The sequence below is a fragment of the Streptomyces blastmyceticus genome, from assembly GCF_039521185.1.
Taxonomy (GTDB): Bacteria; Actinomycetota; Actinomycetes; order Streptomycetales; family Streptomycetaceae; genus Streptomyces; species Streptomyces blastmyceticus.
On sequence record NZ_BAAABW010000012.1, the window covers coordinates 33,973 to 55,673 of the forward strand.

The following is a 21,701-nucleotide window of genomic DNA, read 5'->3' on the forward strand; positions in this document are numbered from 1 at the left end:
TATTATTTTTTCCATGGGTGAGGACTTCATGGCCGAGGGTGACGAGAACCAGGCCCTCGGCCTGCGTGAACGCAAGAAGCTCCGGACGCGGCAGCGCATCTCGGACGTGGCCACCGCGCTGTTCATCGAACGCGGCTTCGACAACGTGCCCGTCGCGGAGGTCGCCAAGGCGGCCGGCGTCTCCACGATGACCGTCTTCAACTACTTCCCCCGCAAGGAAGACCTCTTCCTGGACCGCATCCCGGAGGCCGTCGACCTCTTCACCCGCGCCGTGCGCGAGCGGCACGACGGCGAGACGCCGGTCGGCGCGGTCCACCGGCTGCTGCTCGGACTCCTCGACCAGCGGCACCCGCTGGCGGCCGTCGCCGACCGCTTCGTGTTCTTCGGGCGGATCGTCCTGGACTCTCCCGCCCTGCGGGCCCGGGCCCGCGAAGGCGTCGAGGAGGTGGAGAACGCCCTCGCCACGGCGGTCGCGGAGACCACCGGCGCCCCCGTCGGCGACCAGCGGCCCCGGCTCGTCGCGGCCCTCACCGTCGCCGCCTGCCGCGCCACCTTCATGGCGGCCGCAGGGCGGCTGCTCGCGGGCGAGCGCGCGGAGGACATCGTCGACAGCCACCGGAGTTACGTCGACGAGACATTCGCCGCCCTCGACCGGGCCCTGTACGGCTGACCCCTCCGGCGGCACGCCGGGCGCGTCACCCGGACGCCCCTTCCGGAAAGCCCGCCGTTGGCCCGCGAAATACCGTCCCTGACATGACGTCCGTACGCCGACCCTCGTGCTTCAACCGTCTCCTGCGCGTCTCCAACGTGACCGTCCCCCTCGCGGCCGCCACGCTGCTCGCCCCCGGAATCGCGGGCTGCACCGCCTCCTCGGGCCGGGCCGAGGGAGAGCCGGATCTCTCGGCCTACTACGAGCAGCAGATCACCTGGAAGCCCTGCTCGAAGGAGACGGACAAGGCGGTCAAGGACGAGACGGAGAAGGCCGACGCCTCGGCGGAGTGCGGGCGGCTCAAGGTCCCGTACACCTACGCCGACCCCCGGAAGGGCGAGATCGGCCTCGCGCTGATGCGCTACCGCGCCAAAGGCGGGGCCGACCACGGCGGCTCGCTCGTCCTGAACTTCGGCGGCCCCGGCGAATCCGGCCTCAAACAGCTCAAGGAGTACGGACCCGACGGCTTCAGCAAGGCCGGGACGCGCTACGACCTGGTCACCTTCGACCCCCGCGGCGTAGGCGCCAGCTCCCCGGTGCTCTGCGGCGGCGACGGCGGCATGACCGAGGCCGAGCACGCGTCCGGCCCGGACCTCTCCGGACCCGACGGCATGGCCGACTTCATCGCCGATCAGGAGCGGGCCCTCCAGCGGTGCAAGCGGACAGCGGGCAACATCATCCCGTACGTCGGCACCGTCAACGCGGCCCGGGACCTGGACGTGCTCCGCGCCGCGCTGGGCGAGGAGAAGCTCAACTACCTCGGCTTCTCCTACGGCACCAAGCTGGGCGCCGTCTACGCCCACCGCTTCCCCACGAAGGTCGGCCGCATGGTCATGGACGGCGTCGACGAACCCGCCCCCAACCTCAAGGACTCCACCCTCGCCCAGACGGCCGCCTACCAGCGGGCGCTGCGCCACGCCGTGGAGATGTGCACCAGCCGGGGCGACGAGGACTGCGCGCTCGGCTCCGACACCGACAAGGCCATGACCAACGTCGCCCGGGCCTTCGACGAGCTCGACGACCAGCCGATCGACTGGCCCGGCGGCCGCAAGCTCGACCGCGAGGGCGCCATCGAGGAGACCATGGGCCTGCTCCGCTCCCGCGAGAGCCTGCCCGAGACCCCCAACCTGCTGGCCGCGATCATCTACCACGTCCACCCCGGCGAGGCCGCCGAGCTCGGCCGGGCGGCGGCCGACCGGGCGGGCGGCAAACGGGAGAACGGCTCCCACGGCAAGGTCGAGGAGGCGATGACCGCGATCAACTGCGCCGACACCTCGGGCCGTTACACCACCCGGCAGGTCGTCTCCGCCTACCACGAGTTCGTCCGCGCCTCGCCCGTCTTCGGCCCCTTCATGGCCGCGGGCATGGCCGCCTGCACCGGCTGGCCCCAGGCGGGTGACGACACCTCGCACGACGTACGGGCCGTCGGCGCCCCCAAGATCCTCATGCACACCACCGAGTACGACCCGGCCACCCCCGTCCAGTGGCTGCCCAAGATGGCCGCGGCGGTCGGCTCCGCCGTGACCATGACCGACACCGGCGGCGGTCACAGCGTCTACGGCACCCAGGACGCCACCTGCGTCAACGAGCGGATCGACGCGTTCCTGCTGGAGGGCACGCTGCCGCCGGACCACTCCACCTGCACCTGACGCGTCCGCTGCTCCATTGGGAGGGACTGCGATCGCCCCGCGGGTGGCGTCGCATCGGCCCGGGGCAGGCATCAGATCCGAAGGGGCGTCGGCACAAGCGCCCCCGTCCAGAACCCGGCCCGCGGTGCCGAGGGGCGCCGCGGGCACACGAGGAACGGAGCAGCCAACGATGCTTATGCGACACCGGGCCGGTACCGCGGTGGTGGCCCTCGCCCTGGCGACGGCAGCGGCGGGGACGGCACTCGCCACGGAGTGCGAGCACGACGAGGCCTTCCTGACGGCGGCCCACCAGGGCAACATGGCGGAGATCGCGGCCGGCAAGGACGCGGGCCGGCACGCCGTGATGCGGTGTACCAAGGAGACCGGGGAGGTGCTCGTCAGCGATCACACCCGCATGGACGAGTCGCTCAGGGCGCTGGCGAAGCGGCTGAAGGTCACCCTCCCCGCCGCGACCACGGCCGATCAGCAACAGGAGATGAAGGACATCCAGAAACGGGCGGGCACCCGTGACTACGACAAGGTCTGGCTGAAGGCGCAGGAGACCGGCCACGTCCAGGTGCTCAAGCTCATCGACGGCGAGGTGAAGACGGGGAAGGACCAGGAGGTGCAGGAAGCGGCCCGCGCGGCCAGGCCCTTCGTCGCCCACCACCTCGACCTGGTGCGCGACTGCATGCGCCGTCGCTGACCCGCCGCACACCGGACCGGCACGGGTACGGGCCCTGTCCTCGCCCGTACCCGTGCCGCCGGCTCAGCCGACGGGCGCCAGTGGCTGTTCGGCCCAGATGGTCTTCCCCTCCGCGGTGAAGCGGGTCCCCCAGCGCTCGGTGAGCTGCGCGACCAGCAGCAGCCCCCGGCCGCCCTCGTCGAAGATCCGGGCTCGCCGCATCCGCGGCGAGGTGCTGCTGGCGTCGGAGACCTCGCAGATCAGTGACGCATGGTCACGGATCAGCCGCAGCCGGATGGGCGCGTGGGCGTGCCGGATCGCGTTGGTCACCAGCTCGCTGACGACCAGTTCGGTGGTGAAGCCCAGCTCCTCAAGGCCCCACGCCGTCAGCTGCTCGGACGCGTGCTTGCGCGCGTCGGCGACAGTGGCCCGGTCCGCGGGCAGGCTCCAGTCGCGTACGCGGTCGCCGCCGAGCGCCCGGGTGCGGGCCAGCAGCAGCGCGACGTCGTCGGCGGGCCGCGCGTTCCGGTCGGGCAGCAGCGTGTCCAGCACGTCGTCGCAGATCCGCTCCAGGGACTCGGGAGGGTCGGTCAGGGCCTCGCGCAGCCGCACGGTTCCCGGACCGGTCCCGTGGTCGCGCCCCTCGACCAGTCCGTCGGTGTAGAGCGCGAGCAGACTGCCCTCCGGCAGTTCCGTCTCGAACGCCTCGAAGGGCAGGCCGCCCAGCCCGAGCGGCGGACCGCTGGGGACGTGCACGGAGCGCGCCGCGCCGTCGGGCAGCACGACCACAGGGGCGGGATGCCCGGCCCGCGCCATGGCGCAGCGGCGCGTCACCGGGTCGTAGACCACGTACAGACAGGTCGCGCCCGTCTCCCGCACCGTGGCCGCGGGCTTGGTCCCCTGACCCTGTGCCAGTTGGATGACGAGGTCGTCGAGGTGCGTGAGGAGCTCGTCGGGCGGCAGGTCGAGGTCGGCGAGCGTACGGACCGCCGCCCGCAGCCGGCCCATGACGGCGGACGCCTGCAGACCGCGGCCGACCACGTCCCCGACCACCAGCGCCACCCGGGCGCCGGACAGCGGGATGACGTCGAACCAGTCGCCCCCGATGCCCGCCTGCGCGTCGGCCGGCAGATACCGCGAGGTGACCTCCACCGCCCCCTGGTCCGGCAGCCGGCTCGGCAGCAGGCTGCGCTGGAGGGTGAGCGCGGCCGTACGCTCCTGGGCGTACCGCCGGGCGTTGTCGACACACGCGCCCGCCCGCGCCGCGATCTCCGAGGCGAGCAGCAGGTCGTCGGCGTCGTAGGCGCCGGTGGCGCGCACGAACACGGCCACGCCCAGTGTGGTGCCGCGCGCGCTCAGCGGCACGGCGAGCACGGAGCCGACGCCGCGCTCGCGGACGGCGGCGGGCACGGCGGAGGTGTCCGACAGCCAGGCCCGGATCCCCGGGTCGTCGCCGCTGTGCAGGGACGGCCTGCCGGAGGCGAGCGCGCGGGCCGGCGGCGAGTGCGGCGGGCAGCGGTGCGCCTCGGCCGGCCCCGTATCCGCGCCCGGACGCTCGTCGAGGGCGGTGCGGGCGGCGACGCGGCGCAGGGCGGCGGAGGGCCCGGCGGGGCCGTCGGCCTGCCCGTCCTCGCTCTCGCCGTGGAGCACCGAGTCGAAGAGGTCGACGGCGACGAAGTCGGCGAACGGCCCGGCGGTGACCTCCGCCAGCTCCTGTGCCGTACGGGCCACGTCCAGGGTCGTCCCGATCCGCGCCCCCGCCTCGTTCACCAGGGCCAGCCGTTGGCGCGCCCGGTATTCCTCCGTGTGGTCGAGGGCGGCGAGGGCGAGACCGCGCACCTGCCCCGCCGGGTCCTTCAGCGGGGTGAAGAAGGAGGCCCAGGCGCGCTCCCGGACCTCGCCGGGCGCCCGGAAAAAGGCGTCCGTGCGAATCGGCTTTCCCGTCCGCATCGCCTCGGCCATCATCCTGCCGAAGGCGTCGAACGGCGGGCCGGGGTGGATATCGGCGAGGCGCATCCCCAGCATCTCCGCTTCCGGGTGGCCCGCGACGCCGAGCATTTCGTCATTGACGCTCACGAGCCGCAGCTCGCTGTCGTAGACCGACGTGGCGATGGGGGACTGGAGATAGGCCCATTCCTTGAGCGGCGCGGCTCCGTCCGGGCGGATTTCCTCTTCCGGCGCGGCCGCAGGCGCGTCCCGGGCGGCCGTCAGGACGAGCCAGCCGACCCCGCCGTCACCGTCAGGACCGGGGCACGCGCGGACCGGGATCCGCACCGTGGTGCCGTCCCGGTGACGGGCGGGGACGACGCCGCTCCACCGTGCGGCCCTGGTCAGTGACGTGCGCGCGGAGGCGGGCAGGGGTGCGGCGAGCAGGCCGGAAGCGGGGCGGCCGACGATCTCGTCGGCGGGATAGCCGAGCAGGCGCTGGGCCAGGGGACTCCACAGGGTGACGGTGCCTCGACCGTCGACGGCGGCGACAGGAACCGCCGCCGCATCGGGAAACGTATCGGCAAGGGCGTCCATCGGCGTTCATCTCGTTCTCGATGCGCGATACAGCGGGAATTCCCACGCCCGTCGAATCCAGGGCATGGCGCGCTGCTGCCTCGTTTCCTTACAGCTTTCCCGCACGGGCCGGTGCTCAAGCCTCCCGCGCGCTCCGTACGCGCCGTGTGCGGATGACGACATGGCGTGTTCGGTGGGCGGGCCCGGGCCGCCGCCGTACGCGCGCACCGAATTCGGTTCCCGGCGACCCCTCGTGAACGCGCCGTATCCGGATCGCCCGACATCCGCACCAGTCGGTCGGATCCGGAGAAATCCCCGCGCCGCGCGGGCCGTTTGCTACGGAATCGAGACAACCCCCGGCGTTCTCACCTGCACACCCATGACATCCTGAGCCGTCACAGTTCTGCCGGACGGGATCGGCGGACGTCCGGGGATTACGAGGATGCACCAATGAGACTCTGCTTCTTGGTGGAGGAGCAGTACCGGCGCGACGGCATGCCGGTGGACGTGATCCGCCAACTGACCTCCTGGGGCCACCAGGTGGACGTGCTGCGGCCGGGCGGCTCCCTCCTCAGGCTCTCCGAGACGGTGCGCGCGGGCGCGCACGACGCGTGGGTGCTCAAGACCGTCTCCGGCGGACCGGGCCTGACGCTGCTGGAGGCGGCCGCGGCCGCCGGCCTCACCACGGTCAACGACGCCCGCGCGATACGCGGTGTGCGCGACAAGGCGCTGGCGGCCGTGACGGCCGAGCGGCACGGCCTGCCCGTCCCCGTGACCTACGCCGCCGCCCGCCCGGAGGAGTTCGCCGGGATCCCCGCCGCCGCGTACCCCCTGGTGGTCAAGCCCGCCGACGGCAGCTCCGGCCGGGCCGTCCGCCTCGTCCCCTCCCCGGACCGGCTGCCCGACCCCGGCACCGCACCCGCGGGCATGCTGATAGCCCAGCCGTATGTGCCCAATTCGGGCGTCGACCTCAAGGTGTACTGCGTCGACGGTGAGTTGTTCGCGACCGAGCGCTGCTCACCGCTGCACCCGGATCAACCCGCCCGCGAACGCGGGGTGCCGCTCTCCGCCGAGGTGGCGGACATCGTCACCCGGGTCGGTGCCGTCTTCGGCCTCGACCTGTACGGCGTGGACGTGGTGCTGGGGCCCGACGGGCCGGTGGTCGTCGACGTCAACGACTTCCCGAGCTTCCGTCAGGTGCCGGACGCGGTCGCCCGGGTGGCCTGGGCCATCCTGCGCCTCGCCGACGCCGGGCCCGCCCGGCACACCGCCGCGGTTCACCCCGCCCCCGCCCAGGTGGGCGGTGGCGCGTGAGGATCTGTCTGCTGACGCCCGCGCCTGACCACCCGCTGCTGGCCGCGGCCACCGCGCTCCTGACGCCCTGTCATCAGGTGGAGGCGCTCGACCCCCGGCACGCCGTGCTGCCGTCCCCCGCGCGTGCTCCCGCGGCGCTCGCCGACGTCTATCTCCTCAAGGCACGGACGCCGTGCGCCCTGGCCTGCGCCCGCTACCTCGAGCAGCACGGCGCCCCCGTGCTGAACTCGGCCGACGCGACCGAGCAGTGCCAGGACCGCACCGCCATGGCCGAGGTCGCGCTGGCCGCGGGACTGCCCTTCGCCGCCACCACGGCGGCGACCACTCTCCCGCGCCTGGCCGCGCGGGGCGGCCTGACGTACCCCCTGGTCGTCAAGAGCCGCCACAGCAGACGGCACGACCTCGTGGCCCGGGTGGACGACGCCGAACAGCTGCGGGCGCTGGCCGCGCAGTGGCCGGACGAGCCGGTGGTGACCCAGGCCTACACCCCCAACAGCGGCTGGGACCACAAACTGTGGGTCGTCGGCGACGAGGTCTTCGCCGCCGTACGCCGCTCGGAGCTGGCCACCCCCGCCTCCCGCCGCACCGAGCCGGTCGCGGTCGGCGAACTGCCCCCGGCCTGGCTCGACGTGGTGCGCCGCGCGGGGGAGGTCTTCGCCCTGGACGTCTACGGCGTCGACCTCCTCGACGTGCCGGGCGGGCCGCTGATCGTCGACGTCAACGCCTTCCCCGGAATCCGCGGCCAGCGGGGGGCGCCGGAGGCGCTCGCGGAGCTGGCCCTGCGTGCGGCGGCGGGCAGTTATCGTCCGCGCGGTGCGACGAGTGGCGCCATCCTGAACGGTTGAGGGACGCCCGCCGCAGGCGCGGCAAACCCGCACTCGACGGCGATCGCTCCGGACTTCAGGAGAACACCAGCGGCCTGCGGTCCTCCCACGGCACCGCCTGTTCCAGCTGAGCCGCCACCCGCAGCAGCAGATCCTCCCTGCCGTGGGCGGCGACGAGCTGTACCCCGATCGGCAGGCCCTCGCGGCTCTGCCCGAGCGGCAGGCTGACCGCGGGGTTCCCCGCGACGTTGAACACCGCGGTGAACGGCCCGTACTCGAGGATCCGGCGCAGCCAGGAGCGGGCCGTGTGGCCTTCGCCGTCGTAGTCGAGGGTGCCGTGCGGCGCCGGGAGTTGCCCGAGCGTCGGCGTCAGCAGCAGGTCGTGACGGGTGAAGAAGTCACCGACCGGGCGCGTCACCCGGTGCTGGGCGTCGACCGCCGCCATCACATCGAGCGCGGTCGCCGCCTCCGTCTCGCCGAGCACCACCCGTGACACCGCCTCCAGCAGCGACGGATCGGGCCTGCGCGGCGCCCTGAGCATCGCGGCACCCGTCGCGAACACGCTGAGCATCAGCGCCTCGACGACCGCCTCCGGATCGACGGCCGGGCTCGCCGGGGACACCACGTGCCCGATCCACTCCAGCACCTGCCCCGCCGCCTCCGTCGCCGCGGCCACCTGGGGGTCGACCGCGACCCCCGACCACGCCTGCGTGGTGACCGCGACCCGCAGCCGGCCCGGGTCGGCCCGCAGCTCCTCGGCGTACGGGCGGGCCGGCGGCGGCGTCGCGTACTTCTCGCCGACGGGCGGTGCGCCGACGGCGTCGAGCAGGTGGGCCGCGTCGCGCACGGTCCGGGTGAGCCCGAACTCCACTGTCTGCCCGAACGCGGCCTCCCCGGCGAGCGGCCCGCTCGGCGTACGGCCACGGCTCGGCTTCAGGCCGACGAGCCCGCAGCACGAGGCGGGCACCCGCAGGGAACCCGCGCCGTCGTTGCCGTGCGCGAAGGGCACCGCACCGGCGGCCACGAGCGCGGCCGCCCCGCCGCTCGACCCGCCGACGCCCCGGTCCCGCGCCCACGGGTTGCGCGTCGGACCGTGGCGCACCGGCTCCGTCGAGAAGCTGAGGCCCAGCTCGGGAGCGGTGGTCTGACCGAGCGCCACCAGCCCGGCGGCGCGGAAGCGGGCCATCAGGTCGTGGTCGGCCTGGGCGACGGCGCCGCGGACGGCGCGACTGCCGAGCGCGAACGGCACACCCCGCGCGAACGGCCCGCTGTCCTTGATCACAAAGGGCACGCCGCCGAACGGACCGTCCGGCTCGTGGTCGAGGGCGGGCTCGAACAGCGGCAGCGTCAGCGCGCCCAGCTCGGCACCTGCCACGGCCAGGGCGCGCCGCGCCACCGACTCGACCTCGGCCGCGCTCACTTCACGCGCCCGGATCAGCGCCCGCAGGCCGACCGCGTCGAGGCCCGCGTATTCGTACAGCTCCACCGGGTCTCCCACTTCTCGGCTGATGGCTGGAATCAGACTGACGTACGGAGCCGCCGCGCGGCCACCGAGTTTCGCCGCCGTGCTCCTGGGTGCCCGGTGACCTCGTAGATTCTGCCGTGTGCGGCAAGCGGTTTCGAACCACCCGCCCCAGCAGTCCGTGGTGTCACAGTGGCCGGAACTCCCCGTAACTCCTCGGCCCCGCAAGCCGTTTCCCGGAGCAGATCAGTCCTCATGCAACGGGGCCGCCGAAGGCCGCACCCACCGGACCACCCCGTCCGGAGCACCGGTGATCCGGGCCGGGCCCGCCGCGGAACCCGCGAGGCCCGGGCCCGGGCACTTCCCGGTCCCTTTCGACCGGCGGCCGTCTCCCGGCGCGGAATCGCGCTGTGACGGCGGGAGACGGCCGCCGCACCTTCGTGAGGCACATCGACGCCGAGCCGAGGGAGCCCTGATGAGCCTGCTGCGCAAGATCCGTGAAACCGGACGGGTGGCGGAGGACGCGCCACCCCGGCCCGCCCCCGCCGCATCCGCCGCGGCCCGCCGCCTGGGCGGCTCGGTCCAGGTGCGCTGCGTCGACGCCGGGTCGTGCAACGGCTGCGAGATCGAGATCGCGGCGGCCTTCGGGCCGGTCTACGACGCCGAGCGCTACGGAGCCCGCCTCGTCGCCTCGCCCCGGCACGCGGACCTCGCGCTCGTGACCGGACCGGTGACCCGCAACATGGCAGAACCGCTGCGGCGCACCGTCGCCGCGATGCCCCGCCCCCGGCTCGTCGTGGCGGTCGGCGACTGCGCCCTGAACTGCGGCGAGTTCGCCGGCGGCCACGGCGTCGAGGGCGCCGTGGCCGACGTGGTCCCCGTCGACCTCAAGGTCGAGGGCTGCCCGCCGCGACCCGACCGGATCGTGGCGGCGCTCCGCGCCGTGACCGGCCGGTGACCGCGACCGCGCCCGGCGGGGGCGCGGCCCGGACCACGGGCGCCGCCCCTCGAGCGAGGGACCGCGCATGAAAGGTGCCGAAACCGCGGCGGTTCTCGCGGTCGGGCTCGCCGGCGCGGGGGCGCTGTCCGGCGCGTTGCTGCCGAGACGGGCGCGCGTCATAGCCGTCGGGCTGTGCACGGCCGGACTGGGCGGCGCCGGGCTCACCGCCGGACTCATGGCCTCCGGCGGCGGCCGGTGGTCCGTCCACCTCCCCGGCCTGCTGCCGATGGCCGGCGTCTATCTGGCCGTCGACGCCCTGTCGGGGCTGTTCATGGCGGTGGCGGGAGCCGTGGTCCTCGCGGTCGCCGTCTACGGCATCGGCTACGCCGGGGGCGGCCACGCGCGCGGAGTCGCCTCGCGCGGGGTCCAGGCCTCGCTGCCCCTGTTCGCCCTCACCCTCGTGCTCGTCCCCGCGGCCGCCTCCGTCTCGACGTTCCTCCTCCTGTGGGAGGTCATGGCCCTCACCTCCCTGCTGCTCGTCCTCGCCGACCAGCGGGACCGCGCCTCCGTCCGCGAGGCCGGGGTGTGGTACGCCGTCATGACCCACCTCGGACTCGTCCTGCTGCTGGCCGGAATGGCCCTCTTCGCCGCCTGCGCCGGGGGCGAGACCTTCACCGCGCTGCGCGCCGGGGCGAGCGGGATGTCACCCACCGCCCGCGGCACGGTCTTCGTGCTGGTCGCCGCGGCCTTCGCGTCGAAGGCCGGCATGGTGCCCCTGCACCCCTGGCTGCCCAGGGCCCACCCCGAGGCCCCCAGCAACGTCTCCGCGCTGATGAGCGCCGCCATGGTCAACCTCGGCGCCTACGGAATCGTGCGCGTGGCCTTCGACCTGCTGGGCGGCGCCCCGCGCTGGGGCTGGCTGCTCGTCCTGGCGGCGGGCGCGCTCTCCGCCGTCTACGGCATCCTCCAGGCGGCCATGGCATCGGACCTCAAGAGACTGCTCGCCTACTCGACCTCCGAGAACCTGGGCCTCGTCCTCATCGGCGTCGGCGCGGCCGGGCTCTTCGCCTCCTCCGGCTATCCGGTGCCCGCCGCGCTCGCCCTCGCGGCCGCGCTCCTGCACGTCGCCAACCACGCCGTCTTCAAGGCCCTGCTGTTCTGCGCCGCGGGCTCCGTCGTCCGCGCCACCGGCCTGCGCGACCTCGACCGCATGGGCGGGCTGCGCGCCCGGATGCCCGCCACCGCGGGCTTCTTCACCGTCGCCGCCCTCGGCGCGATCGCCCTCCCGCCCGGCAACGGCTTCCTCAGCGAGTGGCTGCTCCTCCAGTCCCTGATCAACGGCCTGACGGTGCCCGGCATCTCCACCGCCATCGTGCTGCCGCTCGCCGTCGCCGTCATCGCCCTCTCCGCGGGACTGGCCGCCGCCGTCTTCGTCAAGGCCCTCGGCGTGGGCTTCTTCGCCCGGCCCCGCAGCGCCGAGGCCGCGGCCGCCAAGGAGAGCCCGCCCGGCATGCTCATCGGCATGGGCCTGCTCGCCGTCGGCTGCACCGGGCTTGCGCTGGTCCCCGGCATGCTGGGCAACGGGCTGTCACGGGCCGTGGCCGTCGCCGGACTCGGGAGCGGGCCCACGCTGTCCGGCGACGGCTTCGAACTGCGCCTGGACCGGCTCGCCGCCTCCATGTCGCCCCTGTGGGTGGCCGCCGCGCTGACGGCCGGACTGCTCGCCGCGGCCGGCCTGATCCGGATCACGGCCCGCCGCGGCCGCCGCGCCAACGTCAAGCTGTGGGACTGCGGCGGAGGAGCCCCCACCGCCCGGATGTCCTACACCGCGACCTCGTTCGCCGAACCCCTCCAGCGCGTCTTCGACGACGTCCTCGCCCCCGAGCAGGACGTCAACGTCACCCCGCTGCGCGAGTCCGCCTATCTGGTGGAACGGGTGCGCTTCCAGAGCCGGATCCCCGACCGGATCGAGCACCGTGTCTACCGCCCCGTGCTCGCCGCCGTCACCGGCCTCGGCCAGAGCGCGCGCCGCCTGGCCACCGGCAGCGTGCACCTGTACCTCGGATACGGGTTCTTCGGCCTCGTCGCCGTCCTGTTGGCCCTGGCGGTGGGCTGGTGAGCGGCGGCACGCGGCGGGGCACGCCGGGGGAGACGCAGGAGGAGACACCGTGAAAGCCATCGGCACGGCGGCAGTGACCGCCCAGGTCGTCCTCGTCGTCGCCGGGGCGCCGCTGCTCGCCGGCACGATGCGGCAGGTGCGGGCCCGGATGGAGGGACGGGCCGGCCCCGGCGTCGCCCAGCCCTGGCGGGACCTGCGCAAGCTGCTCCGCAAGGAGGCCATCACCCCCATCGGCACCGGCCCCGCCTTCCGCGTCGCCCCCCTCCTGCTCGTCGCGACCACCGCCGTCGTCGCCGCCCTCGTCCCTCTGGCCTCCACCGTCACCCCCGTCAGCGGCAGCGCCGACCTGATCCTGGTGGTGGCACTGCTGGCCCTCGGCACGGTCGCCCTCGCCCTCGCGGGCCTGGACACCGGCACCGCCTTCGGCGGCATGGGCGCCTCCCGCGAGATGACCGTCGCCGCCCTCGTGGAGCCGACCATCCTCCTCGCGGTGTTCGCCCTGTCGATACCGACGGGTTCCACCAACCTGTCCGCGATCGTCTCCGGCGGCATCCACGACCCGGTGCGGCTGGCCTCCCCCGCGGGGCTCCTGGCCACCGCCGCACTGGCCGTCGCCGTCCTCGCCGAGACCGGCCGGCTGCCCGTGGACAACCCCTCCACCCACCTGGAGCTGACGATGGTCCACGAAGCGATGGTCCTGGAGTACGCGGGCCCCGACCTCGCCCTGGTCGAACTCGGCGCCCAGATGAGGCTCGCCGTCCTCCTCGGACTGCTCGCCTCCCTGTCCGCGCCCTGGGGCATCGCGACCACCGCCTCACCGGCCGCCCTCGCCCTCGCCCTCGTCCTGCTCACCGCCAAGGTCGCCCTGCTCGGCTCCGCCCTCGCGGCCGCCGAGGTGTTCTGGGCCAAACTGCGGCTGTTCCGCGTCCCCGAGCTGCTCGCCGGATCCTTCCTGCTGGCCCTGCTCGCGGTCACCGCCTCGTACTTCCTCACAGGAGAGTGAGTGAGGGACACATGAACGACAGCGTCTACACCCAGCTGCTCGACCTGGCGTGCGGCGCGTTCCTGCTCGCGGCCGTCGTGGTCCTGTGGCTGCGCCAACTGTCCTCGATCGTCCGGGCCTTCGCCCTCCAGGGCGTGGCCCTCGCCGCCGTCGCCGGCCTGCTGGGCGTGCACGAGGGCCGCTGGGACCTCCTGGCCGTCGCCGTCGGCATCGGCCTGCTCCGCGCCGGCGCCCTGCCCCACCTCATCCGCCGCGCCCTCGCCGCCGGCACCCCGCCCGCCGCCCACCACTCCACCCACCACTACGAGGAGGACGTCAGCGAGGCCCGCGAGACCCAGCCCCTGGTCAACGTCGCGGCCTCGCTGCTCAGCGCCGCCCTCCTCACCCTCCTCGCCTACGCCGTCGCCCGGCCCCTCGTCGAACTCGACCCCACCCCCGCGACGAGTGCCCTGCCGGTCGGCCTCGCCGTCGTCCTGATCGGCTTCTTCACCCTGGTCACCCGGCGCCGCGCCCTGGCGCAGGTGGTCGGCTTCCTGCTCCTGGACAACGGCATCACCGCGACGGCCTTCCTGGCCGCGTCCGGAGTGCCGCTGATCGTCGAACTCGGCGTCTCCTTCGACGTCCTGCTCGCCGTTCTCGTCCTGCAGATCCTCACCACCCGGATGCGGGCCGCCTTCGGCGGCACCGGCATCGACGACCTGCGGGAGCTACGCGACTGATGACGCACGCCACCACCGCACTGCTGCTGACCGCCCCCATCGCGGTTCCCCTCGCCACCTCGGCCGCCCACGCCGCCACCGGGCTGCGCGGCGTACGGCCGTACCGCCGGGCCCACGCCCCCCGGCACTCCGCCGCCCTCGCGCACCGGCCGCCGCCCCCGCGGACACCGGCCGAACCCGTACGGACCACCGGCGCCACCGCGGCCGCCGGGGGACCGGCCACGCTCACCGGCGGACCCCCGGCCGCACCCCCCGGGCCGCCGCCGTTCGCCACCGACGGCCCGCCCGCCGCACCGCCGTTCGCCACCGGGACCGACACCGTGGCCCGGCCGCTCGGCACCTGGCTCGGTCTGGTGTCCCCGGCCACGATCCTCTTCTGCGGGGCCGCCCTCGCCGCCACCGTCCCGGACCGCGGACCGGTGACGGCGTACGGGCGGCTGCTGCGCGCCGACGCCCTCACCGTGTGGCTGCTGCTCGCCGTCGGCGCGGTGGCGGCCCTCGCCTGCGCCGCCAATCCCGCCCACCTCGCCCACGAGCGGGCCGACGCCGGTGCCGCCCGCCGCTACAACCTGCTCGTCCACGCCTTCCTCGCCGCCATGAGCGCGGCCGTCCTGGCCGCCAACCTCGGCGTCCTGTGGATCGCCATCGAGGCCACCACCATCGTCACCGCCTTCCTCGTCGGCCACCGCCGCACCCGGGCCTCCGTCGAGGCCGCCTGGAAGTATGTGGTGATCTGTTCCGCCGGGATCGCCCTCGCCTTCCTCGGCACCGTCCTGATCTACTACGCCGCCCGGCAGGCGGGCATCTCCGAGGCCTCCGCCCTGGACTGGCCCACCCTCGCCGCGCACGCCGACCGGCTCGACCCGGCCGTCACCCGGCTCGCCATGAGCCTCATCGTCCTCGGCTTCGGCGCCAAGGCGGGCCTCGCCCCCCTGCACGCCTGGCTGCCCGACGCCCACAGCCAGGCACCCGCGCCGGTGTCCGCGCTGATGTCCGGCGTCCTGCTCTCCGTCGCCTTCGCCGGGCTGCTGCGCTACAAGGTCATCGCGGACGCGGCCCTGGGCACCGGCTACACCCGCACCCTGCTCGCCGGGGCCGCCCTGCTCACCCTGGCCCTGGCCGCCATCCTGCTGCTCGCCCAGCGCGACTACAAGCGGATGCTGGCCTATTCGAGCATGGAACACATGAGCCTGATCGCCCTCGGCACCGCCATCGGCACCCCGCTCGCCGTCTCCGCCGCCCTGCTGCACATCGCGGGCCACGGGCTGGCGAAGACCGTCGCGTTCTGCGCGTCGGGCCACATCCTGCGGATCCGGCGCACCGCCCGCATCGGGCGGGTGCGCGGGCTGCTGGCCGAGGCCCCAGCCCTCGGCACCACCTTCGGGCTGGCCGTGGTCGCCCTGCTCGGCCTGCCGCCGTTCAGCCTCTTCGCCTCCGAACTCGGCCTCGCCCGCGCCGGATTCGCCGCAGGACACGGCAAGGTCGTCGCCGTCGCCCTGGTCCTCACCCTCGTCTCCTTCGCCGCGCTCGTCACCCGCACCGCCCGCATGGTCCTCGGCCCCCCGCCCGAGCCGGAGGCCGTCGCCGACGGCCCCGTCCGGCTCGGGGCGGCCGCCGCGGCCCCCCTGGTCACCGGGCTCGTCGCGGCCGCGGCCCTGGGGATGGCCACCGGTCCCCTCACCCGGCTGCTCTCCGCGGCCGGCGAGATCATCGGAAGGCACTGACCCATGCCCCGGACCGTGACCGACATCGGCCCCGACGAACTGCCCGAGCGCGCCGCGGACCTGCTCGTCGACGGCCACCGCCTCGCGCTGGTGGCCGCTCACCACGACGGCCCCTCCGCCCCCGGCGGCCCCGCCGTCCGCGTCGTCTACCTCTTCGCCTCGGGCCCGCCCGACACCCGCACCGAACTGCACGTACGCCTCGATCCGAAGGCCCCGGAACTGCCCACCCTGGCCCATCTGTCCTTCCCCGCCGGGCGGTTCGAGCGCGAGATGCGCGACCTGCACGGCATCGTGCCCCTCGACCACCCCCTGCCCCACCGCCTCGTCCGCCACTTCCACTGGCCGCGCGGCTGGTACCCGATGCACCCCGACGCGGGCCCCCCGCCGCCCTTCGCCGAGCCCGAGGGCCCGTACCCCTTCCTGGAGGTCGAGGGCGAGGGGGTCTACGAGATCCCCGTCGGGCCGGTGCACGCCGGGCTCATCGAACCCGGGCACTTCCGCTTCTCCGTCGTCGGCGAGACCATCATCAAGCTCAAGGCCCGCCTGTGGTTCGTCCACAAGGGCATCGAGAAGCTCATGGAGGGCCGCACCCCCGACCGCGGGCTGCCGCTCGCGGAGCGCGTCAGCGGCGACACCGCCGTCGGCCACGCCCTCGCCTACTGCCTGGCCGTCGAGGAGGCCACCGGCACCCGGGTGCCCGAGGACGCCCGGCGTGCCCGGGCGCTGCTCCTCGAACTGGAGCGCCTCCACAACCACGTCGCCGACCTCGGCGCCCTGTGCAACGACGTCGGCCACGGCATCCTCAACGCCCGCGCCCAGCACGTCCGCGAGCAGCTGCTGCGCCTGAACCAGGAGGTCACCGGCCACCGGCTGCTGCGCGGCGCCGTCGTCCCGGGCGGCGCGGCCCTGTGCTCGGTGCCCGGCACGGCGCGGATGCGGGTGCTCGGCCGGGAGATCGGCGACCTCGTCACCCTCGCGCTCGGGCACACCACCGTCCGCGACCGCTTCACCGGCACCGCCCGGCTCGACGTGGCCGCCGCCCGCGACCTGGGCTGCCTCGGCTATGTCGCGCGGGCCAGCGGACTGTCCGCCGACGCCCGGACCCGCCACCCGTTCCACGACTACGGGCCGGCGCTCACCGTGCCCGTCCACACCGCCGGGGACGTCCTGGCCCGCTTTCTCGTACGGGCCGAGGAGATCGACGCCTCCCTCGCCCTCGTCGAGGAGCTCAACGAGCGGCTCATCACCGGCCGCTGGGTGGCGGAACTCCCGCCCGGCAGGCCCGGGGCCACCGCCGCGGGCACCGGCATCGTCGAGGGCTGGCGCGGCACGATCACCACGCGCGTCGAGCTGCGCGGCCGCGACCACACGCTGACCCGGGTGAAGACGGCCGACCCGTCCTTCTTCAACTGGCCGGCGCTGCCGGTCGCGCTGGCCGACACGATCGTCCCGGACTTCCCGCTGACCAACAAGAGCTTCAACCTGTCCTACGCGGGCAACGACCTGTGAGGCTCCGAAAGGTCCGACAGGGGGATCAGGCTTCCTCGTCATCGGGGTCGATGCCGTGCTCACGGGCCATCCGCAGCGCGTCCTCCAGCTCCACCTCCGCCACTTCGGTCCCATAGGCATCGGCCGCCGCCCGCGCTGCCACCAGCGCGGCCCGGGCTTCGCGGACCCGCTGCCGCATCGCTTCGGCGAACACGCTCACGGCGCCCCCAAGGGGAACGGTGGGAAGGATTCCTCAAGTCTAGGGTCAATCCGCGGCTTTGCCCCTGCCCCTTCCCGGCTGTCCCGGCGCACGGCGCTGCCGGCAGTTGCTACCGGCGGTTCAGCAGGCCCTTGAGCGCCTCACCCGTGCTCTTCTTCCCGGCGGGCATCCGGAGCCTCTCGGTCAGCGAGGGGCTGCGCAGCAGGTCGCCGGGGGTGACGAAGTTCGGCTCGGCCTCCATGGCCCTGATCTTCTCCAGGGCCCGCGCGGGCGGGAGGGGCGCGCCGGATCCGTCCTGACCGTCGGCGCGGTGCAGGGCGGTGCCGAAGGCGACCATGGACGACAGCAGTTCCTCGTCGCTCGGGTCGGAAAGACCGGCCGGGACGGGAACGTGCCGCGCCAGGAGGTCGGGCCTTGCCGAGGGCCGTGGCATAGGCGGAGACCAGCGGGGCGAGCGCGGCCTCTGCGTCCGCCGGGGCGAGCCGTCCGGCTGCGGGCCCGGCGGGCAGCGGCAGGCGCGGGACGGCCGGGTGGGCGCGTGCCCAGCCCAGGAGGGTGCCGTCGGGGTGGGTGTCGTCGTCGGCCGTCCTCAGGGCATAGGGGGCGCGGGGCCGGGCCTCGTGGTGGCAGCGGTAGACGAACTCGGAGCAGATCATGGGCTGTCGGCCGCATTCGGCCATCGCGTTCACCGCTGCCGCCGCCTGGTCCAGGACGGTACGCACGAGCCGACGTCCCCCCAGGGGCAGCGGGATGTGGCGGGTGACGCAGAGGACGGCCAGCAGCACGATCTGCTGGTGCGCGTACGAGGTGTGACCCGCCAGATAGCGGCGCGCGACGTCGAGGACGGGGCCCGTGTCCGCCGGGGTGGTCAGGGCGCGGCCGACCGTCAGGTCGTGGCCGTCCATGGCCTGGGCGAACGTGACGGTGCGCAGCCCCTCCCCGACGACTTCGGCCAGCGCGTCCTCGCCGACGGCGAGCGCGGCGTGGCTGACCTCGGAGCCGTCCATGAGACAGATCGCACGGGAGACGGCCTCCGTCCCACGGGTCAGGACGACGTCCCCGGGCTTGATCTGTTCCGGAAGAGGCATGCGGTGTTCCCGTCTTGAGGGGAGGGGCGGGTCCCTGTCATGCCCCCCGGACGGGTACGGCAAGCGAGCGGTCGAGGACATTGCACCGGATAGGGGAACGGCCTCAGGAGCGGGGCCGCTCCCGGCCGCCGGGCGCCCTCGCGGCCGCAGGACGGCCGGTGATCAGGCCGCGCCCTCGGCCGTCCACCCCGGGACCTGGAAGCGGGGCGTGAGGTCCGCGCTCGCGACCTCCTCGCCGCAGCAGCGGCAGACGACGACGGAGTCGAGGTCGGCGCCGCAGGTGTGCTCCAGGACGGTCGGCGGCACGTCCGCGAGGTGGCGGTCGCCCCAGCGCATCAGCATCAGGAGCACGGGGCGCAGGTCCTGCCCGGCGGGGGTGGGGCAGTACTCGAAGCGGGCGGGGCGCTCGTGGTAGGGAACCTTCTCCAGGACCCCCGCCTCCACCAGGCGGCGCAGCCGCGCGGCGAGGATGTCACGAGGGGCTCCGGTGTTGCGGGCGATCGCGTCGAAGCGCCGGACGCCGAAGAAGACCTCGCGCAGCACCAGCAGGGAGTACTTCTCGCCGACCACGCCGAGTGCGTCGGCGATCGAACATGGGCGCGCTGTCGTCATGCCCCTCATCGTAAAGCAGCCGGATTTGCTTCCCCAACCCTGCGTGGAACACGGCCGATCCAGCCCTTTTCGCCGCTTTCAGGGGCGGGCGGCGGCGATGAGCTGGCGCAGGGCGCCGTGGAAGACCTCGTGGTCGGTCATGGCGGGCAGGATGACGCCCATGTGGCCGGTCAGGACCGGGAATTGCTCCGGGTCGAGCGCGGCCAGGGCGGTGCGCGTGGTGGTGACGGTGGCCTTGGGATCCCCGTGGTCCACGAAGGCCGCGCTGCCGAGGGTGAGCAGATACATCCGCCGGTAGGTGTGGAACGCCTGCTCCGGGGTCATTCCGGCGGCGATGCTGTCGGCGAGCGCGGGCTCGACCAGCCGGGCGAGCAGCTGGGGACCGAGCCAGGGCCGGGAGCCGCGCAGCGCGACCAGTCCGGGGTGGGCGGTCAGCAGTGCGTAGAGCGCGGTGAAGCGCGCCTCGGTGGCCTCGGCCCACGGTGTGCCCGGGGGGATGTCCGGCAGCTCGGCGGCGAGGTGGTCGGTGCACAGGTCGAGCAGCCCGCCCAGATCCGTGCAGCGGCGGTGGACGGTCGCGTGGGAGACGCCCAGCCGCTCGGCGACCGAGCGGAAGCTCAGGGCCGCGGGGCCTTCCTCGTCGATGACCGCGAGGGCGGTGCGGGCGATGCGGTCGGGGGTGGCCAGGCTCAGGGAAGGGGAGTGTCGCGGCATTGTAACACTGTAACGTACGCTGTCACGCAACGATCGGCCCGACGGCCGGCACGCGATTCAAGGGGGACTTCCCAGTGCACCGCCTCACCTACGACGACATCCAGCAGGCGACCGGGCGGACCACCGGGCACGTCCGGCCCGTCACCCTCGCCCCGGCGGACCCCACCGGGGCGTACGAGCTGTGGCTTGCCATGGAGTTCATGCAGCACACCGGGTCCTTCAAGGCGCGCGGCGCGCACAACTTCCTCGCCGCCCACCGCGAGGCCGGCACCCTGCCCGCCGCGGGCGTCACCATCGCCTCCGGCGGCAACGCCGGGCTGGCCTGCGCCTGGGCCGCCCGGCGGCAGGGCGTCCGGGCGACGGTCTTCCTCCCCGCCACCGCCCCGCACGTCAAGGTCGCCAGGCTCCGCGGCTACGGCGCGGACGTCCGGCTCGTCGGCACCGAGTACGCCGAAGCCCTGGCCGCCTGCGAGGAGTTCGCGGCCGCCACGGGAGCCCTCGCGAGCCACGCCTACGACCATCCGCTGATCGCCGCCGGGGCCGGCACCCTGCTGGAGGAGATCGTGGAGCGGGTGCCCGGCCTCGACACCGTCGTCGTCGCGGTGGGCGGCGGCGGGCTGTTCGCCGGGGTCGCCACGGCCGCCCGGCACCACGGGGTGCGGACCGTCGCCGTCGAGCCCGAGAACTGCCGCGCCCTGCACGCCGCCCTGGAGGCCGGGCGGGTCACCGAAGTGCCGGTCGACTCCGTCGCCGCGGACGCCCTCGGCGCCCGGCGCGCCTCCGAGACGGCACTCGCAGCCGCGCAGGACGACGGCGTCACCTCGGTCCTGGTGCCGGACGCCGCGATCGTCGACGCGCGCCGGTCCCTGTGGGACGACCGCCGCCTCGCGGTCGAACACGCGGCGGCGACGGCGCTCGCGGCGCTCTCGGGCCCCGCGCCCGCCTACGCACCGGCCGAGGGGGAGAAGGTCGCGGTGGTGCTGTGCGGGGCGAACACCGACCCCGGTGACCTGGTGGACCCCCGGTAGACGGGCTCCGGGTGAGCGGGCGTCAGAGCCGCTGCGCCCGATCGTGGACCGCGCGCGCCGCCGCACCCAGCACGGGGCCGAACATGGCGGTGCTGTGCTCCAGCGCGTCCCCGTGGCTGTTGACCGAAACCAGCGTGCCCAGGCCCGACTTCGCGTCGAAGTCCGCCAGCCACGGGCCGCCGCTGGCCCCGCCCGTCATGTCGCAGGGCATCCGCAGCTCGTCATCCGGGGCGGCCGTCGCCGGGCCCGTGCAGGAGAGCAGTTGCTCACCACGCTGCGGGCGCGTCGCCGGATAGCCGAACGCGGTCACCTGCCCGCCCGGCTCGCGGTCGAATGCCACCTGCTGACCGCCCACCGCATCCGTCAGCCGCTTGCCCCCGACCGGGTCGACGGTCAGCGCCGCGACGTCCGTGCGCGCGTCCTGCGCCCACGATGCGGGGGTGACCGTGGCCCGTACGGGAAAGACGCCGTGGGGCGTCTGCGCGCTCTTCGCGTAGCCGGGCACGAAGACCAGATCCATATGGGTGTTGGCGGGTGAGGCGCCGCGCCGTACGCAGTGACCGGCGGCCAGCACGACCGAGCGGTTGCCGCTCCTGACCGCCGTGGCCGTGCACCAGGTGTCGTCGCCATTGGCGTTGACGAAGAAGAGGCGGCCGACCGTCTTCACCGGCGCGCCCTTCCACTCCTTGGTCAGCGGCCCGGTCGGCCCCAGGTCCACGCTCTCGCTGACCTTCCACATCCGCGCGGCCGTCCAGTAGGCCAGCACCTCCTGACGCTCCTTCGCCGTGTACGTCACCTCGGCCGTGGCCGGTGCGGCCGCCGTCGCCGGGGACGGTGCCGCGCCCAGGGCTACGGCGCAGGCGAGGGCGACGGCGGACAGCCGCCCGAGCGGTTTCGAAGCGCGCATGGTTCTCCTCGGAAT

The 21,701-nt window shown here is 74.3% G+C and carries 19 protein-coding genes; 12 read left to right on the forward strand and 7 right to left on the reverse strand.

The annotated features are described in order from the left end of the window. Positions 1-13 precede the first annotated feature (13 nt). The 3 genes from ABD269_RS09925 to ABD269_RS09935 all read left to right on the forward strand — a co-directional run bounded on the left by ABD269_RS09925 (position 14) and on the right by ABD269_RS09935 (position 3,043). A complete protein-coding gene (locus ABD269_RS09925; protein WP_344117401.1) occupies positions 14-670 on the forward strand; it encodes a TetR/AcrR family transcriptional regulator in 657 nt (218 codons plus the stop codon). An 83-nt stretch (positions 671-753) separates the two neighbouring features. Continuing rightward, positions 754-2,358 carry an alpha/beta hydrolase gene (locus ABD269_RS09930; RefSeq protein WP_344117402.1) on the forward strand — a complete coding sequence of 535 codons (1,605 nt, stop codon included), beginning with the start codon at positions 754-756 and terminating at the stop codon, positions 2,356-2,358. A 169-nt stretch (positions 2,359-2,527) separates the two neighbouring features. After that, positions 2,528-3,043, forward strand: a complete 516-nt coding sequence (locus ABD269_RS09935) for a DUF4142 domain-containing protein (protein ID WP_344117403.1) — start codon at positions 2,528-2,530, stop codon at positions 3,041-3,043. A 63-nt stretch (positions 3,044-3,106) separates the two neighbouring features. Here ABD269_RS09935 and ABD269_RS09940 read toward each other — a convergent pair whose 3' ends face one another. After that, positions 3,107-5,545 (reverse strand): SpoIIE family protein phosphatase, encoded by a 2,439-nt coding sequence (locus ABD269_RS09940; RefSeq protein ID WP_344117404.1) that lies wholly within the window; start codon positions 5,543-5,545, stop codon positions 3,107-3,109. 429 nt (positions 5,546-5,974) lie between these two features. Here ABD269_RS09940 and ABD269_RS09945 point away from each other — a divergent pair, with 429 nt between their 5' ends. Together ABD269_RS09945 and ABD269_RS09950 are read left to right on the forward strand one after the other, a co-directional pair. Then, a complete protein-coding gene (locus ABD269_RS09945; RefSeq protein WP_344117405.1) occupies positions 5,975-6,838 on the forward strand; it encodes an ATP-grasp domain-containing protein in 864 nt (287 codons plus the stop codon). Next, on the forward strand, positions 6,835-7,683 hold the full coding sequence (locus ABD269_RS09950) for an ATP-grasp domain-containing protein (RefSeq protein WP_344117406.1): 849 nt from the start codon (positions 6,835-6,837) through the stop codon (positions 7,681-7,683). The genes ABD269_RS09945 and ABD269_RS09950 overlap by 4 nt, the downstream gene beginning before the upstream one ends. Before the next feature lie 55 nt (positions 7,684-7,738). Here the strand turns inward: ABD269_RS09950 and ABD269_RS09955 are convergent, their stop codons facing one another. After that, positions 7,739-9,148 carry an amidase gene (locus ABD269_RS09955; RefSeq protein WP_344117407.1) on the reverse strand — a complete coding sequence of 470 codons (1,410 nt, stop codon included), beginning with the start codon at positions 9,146-9,148 and terminating at the stop codon, positions 7,739-7,741. Between the two features lie 451 nt (positions 9,149-9,599). Here ABD269_RS09955 and ABD269_RS09960 point away from each other — a divergent pair, with 451 nt between their 5' ends. The 6 genes from ABD269_RS09960 to ABD269_RS09985 all read left to right on the forward strand — a co-directional run bounded on the left by ABD269_RS09960 (position 9,600) and on the right by ABD269_RS09985 (position 17,138). Further along, on the forward strand, positions 9,600-10,082 hold the full coding sequence (locus ABD269_RS09960) for an NADH-quinone oxidoreductase subunit B family protein (protein WP_344117408.1): 483 nt from the start codon (positions 9,600-9,602) through the stop codon (positions 10,080-10,082). A gap of 67 nt (positions 10,083-10,149) precedes the next feature. Next, positions 10,150-12,183, forward strand: coding sequence for a proton-conducting transporter transmembrane domain-containing protein (locus tag ABD269_RS09965; protein WP_344117409.1), 2,034 nt, complete (start codon positions 10,150-10,152; stop codon positions 12,181-12,183). Positions 12,184-12,232: 49 nt separating this feature from the next. Beyond that, positions 12,233-13,186 (forward strand): respiratory chain complex I subunit 1 family protein, encoded by a 954-nt coding sequence (locus ABD269_RS09970; RefSeq protein ID WP_301890000.1) that lies wholly within the window; start codon positions 12,233-12,235, stop codon positions 13,184-13,186. Positions 13,187-13,197: 11 nt separating this feature from the next. After that, a complete protein-coding gene (locus ABD269_RS09975; RefSeq protein WP_344117410.1) occupies positions 13,198-13,905 on the forward strand; it encodes a hypothetical protein in 708 nt (235 codons plus the stop codon). Continuing rightward, on the forward strand, positions 13,905-15,629 hold the full coding sequence (locus ABD269_RS09980; protein ID WP_344117411.1) for a proton-conducting transporter transmembrane domain-containing protein: 1,725 nt from the start codon (positions 13,905-13,907) through the stop codon (positions 15,627-15,629). The genes ABD269_RS09975 and ABD269_RS09980 overlap by 1 nt, the downstream gene beginning before the upstream one ends. Positions 15,630-15,632: 3 nt before the next feature. Further along, a complete protein-coding gene (locus ABD269_RS09985; protein ID WP_301890003.1) occupies positions 15,633-17,138 on the forward strand; it encodes a hydrogenase large subunit in 1,506 nt (501 codons plus the stop codon). Positions 17,139-17,163: 25 nt separating this feature from the next. On the opposite strand, the gene ABD269_RS09990 is transcribed toward ABD269_RS09985, so the two are convergent. The 4 genes from ABD269_RS09990 to ABD269_RS10005 all read right to left on the reverse strand — a co-directional run bounded on the left by ABD269_RS09990 (position 17,164) and on the right by ABD269_RS10005 (position 19,751). After that, positions 17,164-17,337, reverse strand: coding sequence for a hypothetical protein (locus ABD269_RS09990; RefSeq protein WP_344117412.1), 174 nt, complete (start codon positions 17,335-17,337; stop codon positions 17,164-17,166). Between the two features lie 140 nt (positions 17,338-17,477). Then, positions 17,478-18,425 carry a hypothetical protein gene (locus ABD269_RS09995; RefSeq protein ID WP_344117413.1) on the reverse strand — a complete coding sequence of 316 codons (948 nt, stop codon included), beginning with the start codon at positions 18,423-18,425 and terminating at the stop codon, positions 17,478-17,480. Positions 18,426-18,587: 162 nt separating this feature from the next. Further along, positions 18,588-19,037 (reverse strand): winged helix-turn-helix transcriptional regulator, encoded by a 450-nt coding sequence (locus tag ABD269_RS10000; RefSeq protein WP_116210144.1) that lies wholly within the window; start codon positions 19,035-19,037, stop codon positions 18,588-18,590. A gap of 78 nt (positions 19,038-19,115) precedes the next feature. Further along, entirely contained in the window at positions 19,116-19,751 is a 636-nt protein-coding gene (locus ABD269_RS10005; protein ID WP_344117415.1) for a TetR/AcrR family transcriptional regulator, read from the reverse strand. Between the two features lie 74 nt (positions 19,752-19,825). On the opposite strand from ABD269_RS10005, the gene ABD269_RS10010 reads away from it, so the two are divergent. Then, positions 19,826-20,779, forward strand: a complete 954-nt coding sequence (locus ABD269_RS10010) for a threonine/serine dehydratase (RefSeq protein WP_344117416.1) — start codon at positions 19,826-19,828, stop codon at positions 20,777-20,779. Between the two features lie 22 nt (positions 20,780-20,801). Here the strand turns inward: ABD269_RS10010 and ABD269_RS10015 are convergent, their stop codons facing one another. After that, on the reverse strand, positions 20,802-21,686 hold the full coding sequence (locus tag ABD269_RS10015) for a trypsin-like serine peptidase (protein ID WP_344117417.1): 885 nt from the start codon (positions 21,684-21,686) through the stop codon (positions 20,802-20,804). Between the last annotated feature and the right edge of the window lie 15 nt (positions 21,687-21,701).

Excerpts from the sequence above, each read along its gene's own strand:
- ABD269_RS10015 (WP_344117417.1), bottom strand. The coding sequence starts at position 21,686 with ATGCGCGCTTCGAAACCGCTCGGGCGGCTGTCCGCCGTCGCCCTCGCC.
- ABD269_RS09980 (WP_344117411.1), top strand. The coding sequence starts at position 13,905 with ATGACGCACGCCACCACCGCACTGCTGCTGACCGCCCCCATCGCGGTT.
- ABD269_RS09925 (WP_344117401.1), top strand. The coding sequence starts at position 14 with ATGGGTGAGGACTTCATGGCCGAGGGTGACGAGAACCAGGCCCTCGGC.
- ABD269_RS09985 (WP_301890003.1), top strand. The coding sequence starts at position 15,633 with ATGCCCCGGACCGTGACCGACATCGGCCCCGACGAACTGCCCGAGCGC.
- ABD269_RS09960 (WP_344117408.1), top strand. The coding sequence starts at position 9,600 with ATGAGCCTGCTGCGCAAGATCCGTGAAACCGGACGGGTGGCGGAGGAC.
- ABD269_RS09995 (WP_344117413.1), bottom strand. The coding sequence starts at position 18,425 with ATGCCTCTTCCGGAACAGATCAAGCCCGGGGACGTCGTCCTGACCCGT.
- ABD269_RS09940 (WP_344117404.1), bottom strand. The coding sequence starts at position 5,545 with ATGGACGCCCTTGCCGATACGTTTCCCGATGCGGCGGCGGTTCCTGTC.
- ABD269_RS09975 (WP_344117410.1), top strand. The coding sequence starts at position 13,198 with ATGAACGACAGCGTCTACACCCAGCTGCTCGACCTGGCGTGCGGCGCG.
- ABD269_RS09965 (WP_344117409.1), top strand. The coding sequence starts at position 10,150 with ATGAAAGGTGCCGAAACCGCGGCGGTTCTCGCGGTCGGGCTCGCCGGC.
- ABD269_RS09930 (WP_344117402.1), top strand. The coding sequence starts at position 754 with ATGACGTCCGTACGCCGACCCTCGTGCTTCAACCGTCTCCTGCGCGTC.
- ABD269_RS09935 (WP_344117403.1), top strand. The coding sequence starts at position 2,528 with ATGCTTATGCGACACCGGGCCGGTACCGCGGTGGTGGCCCTCGCCCTG.
- ABD269_RS09945 (WP_344117405.1), top strand. The coding sequence starts at position 5,975 with ATGAGACTCTGCTTCTTGGTGGAGGAGCAGTACCGGCGCGACGGCATG.
- ABD269_RS10005 (WP_344117415.1), bottom strand. The coding sequence starts at position 19,751 with ATGCCGCGACACTCCCCTTCCCTGAGCCTGGCCACCCCCGACCGCATC.
- ABD269_RS10000 (WP_116210144.1), bottom strand. The coding sequence starts at position 19,037 with ATGACGACAGCGCGCCCATGTTCGATCGCCGACGCACTCGGCGTGGTC.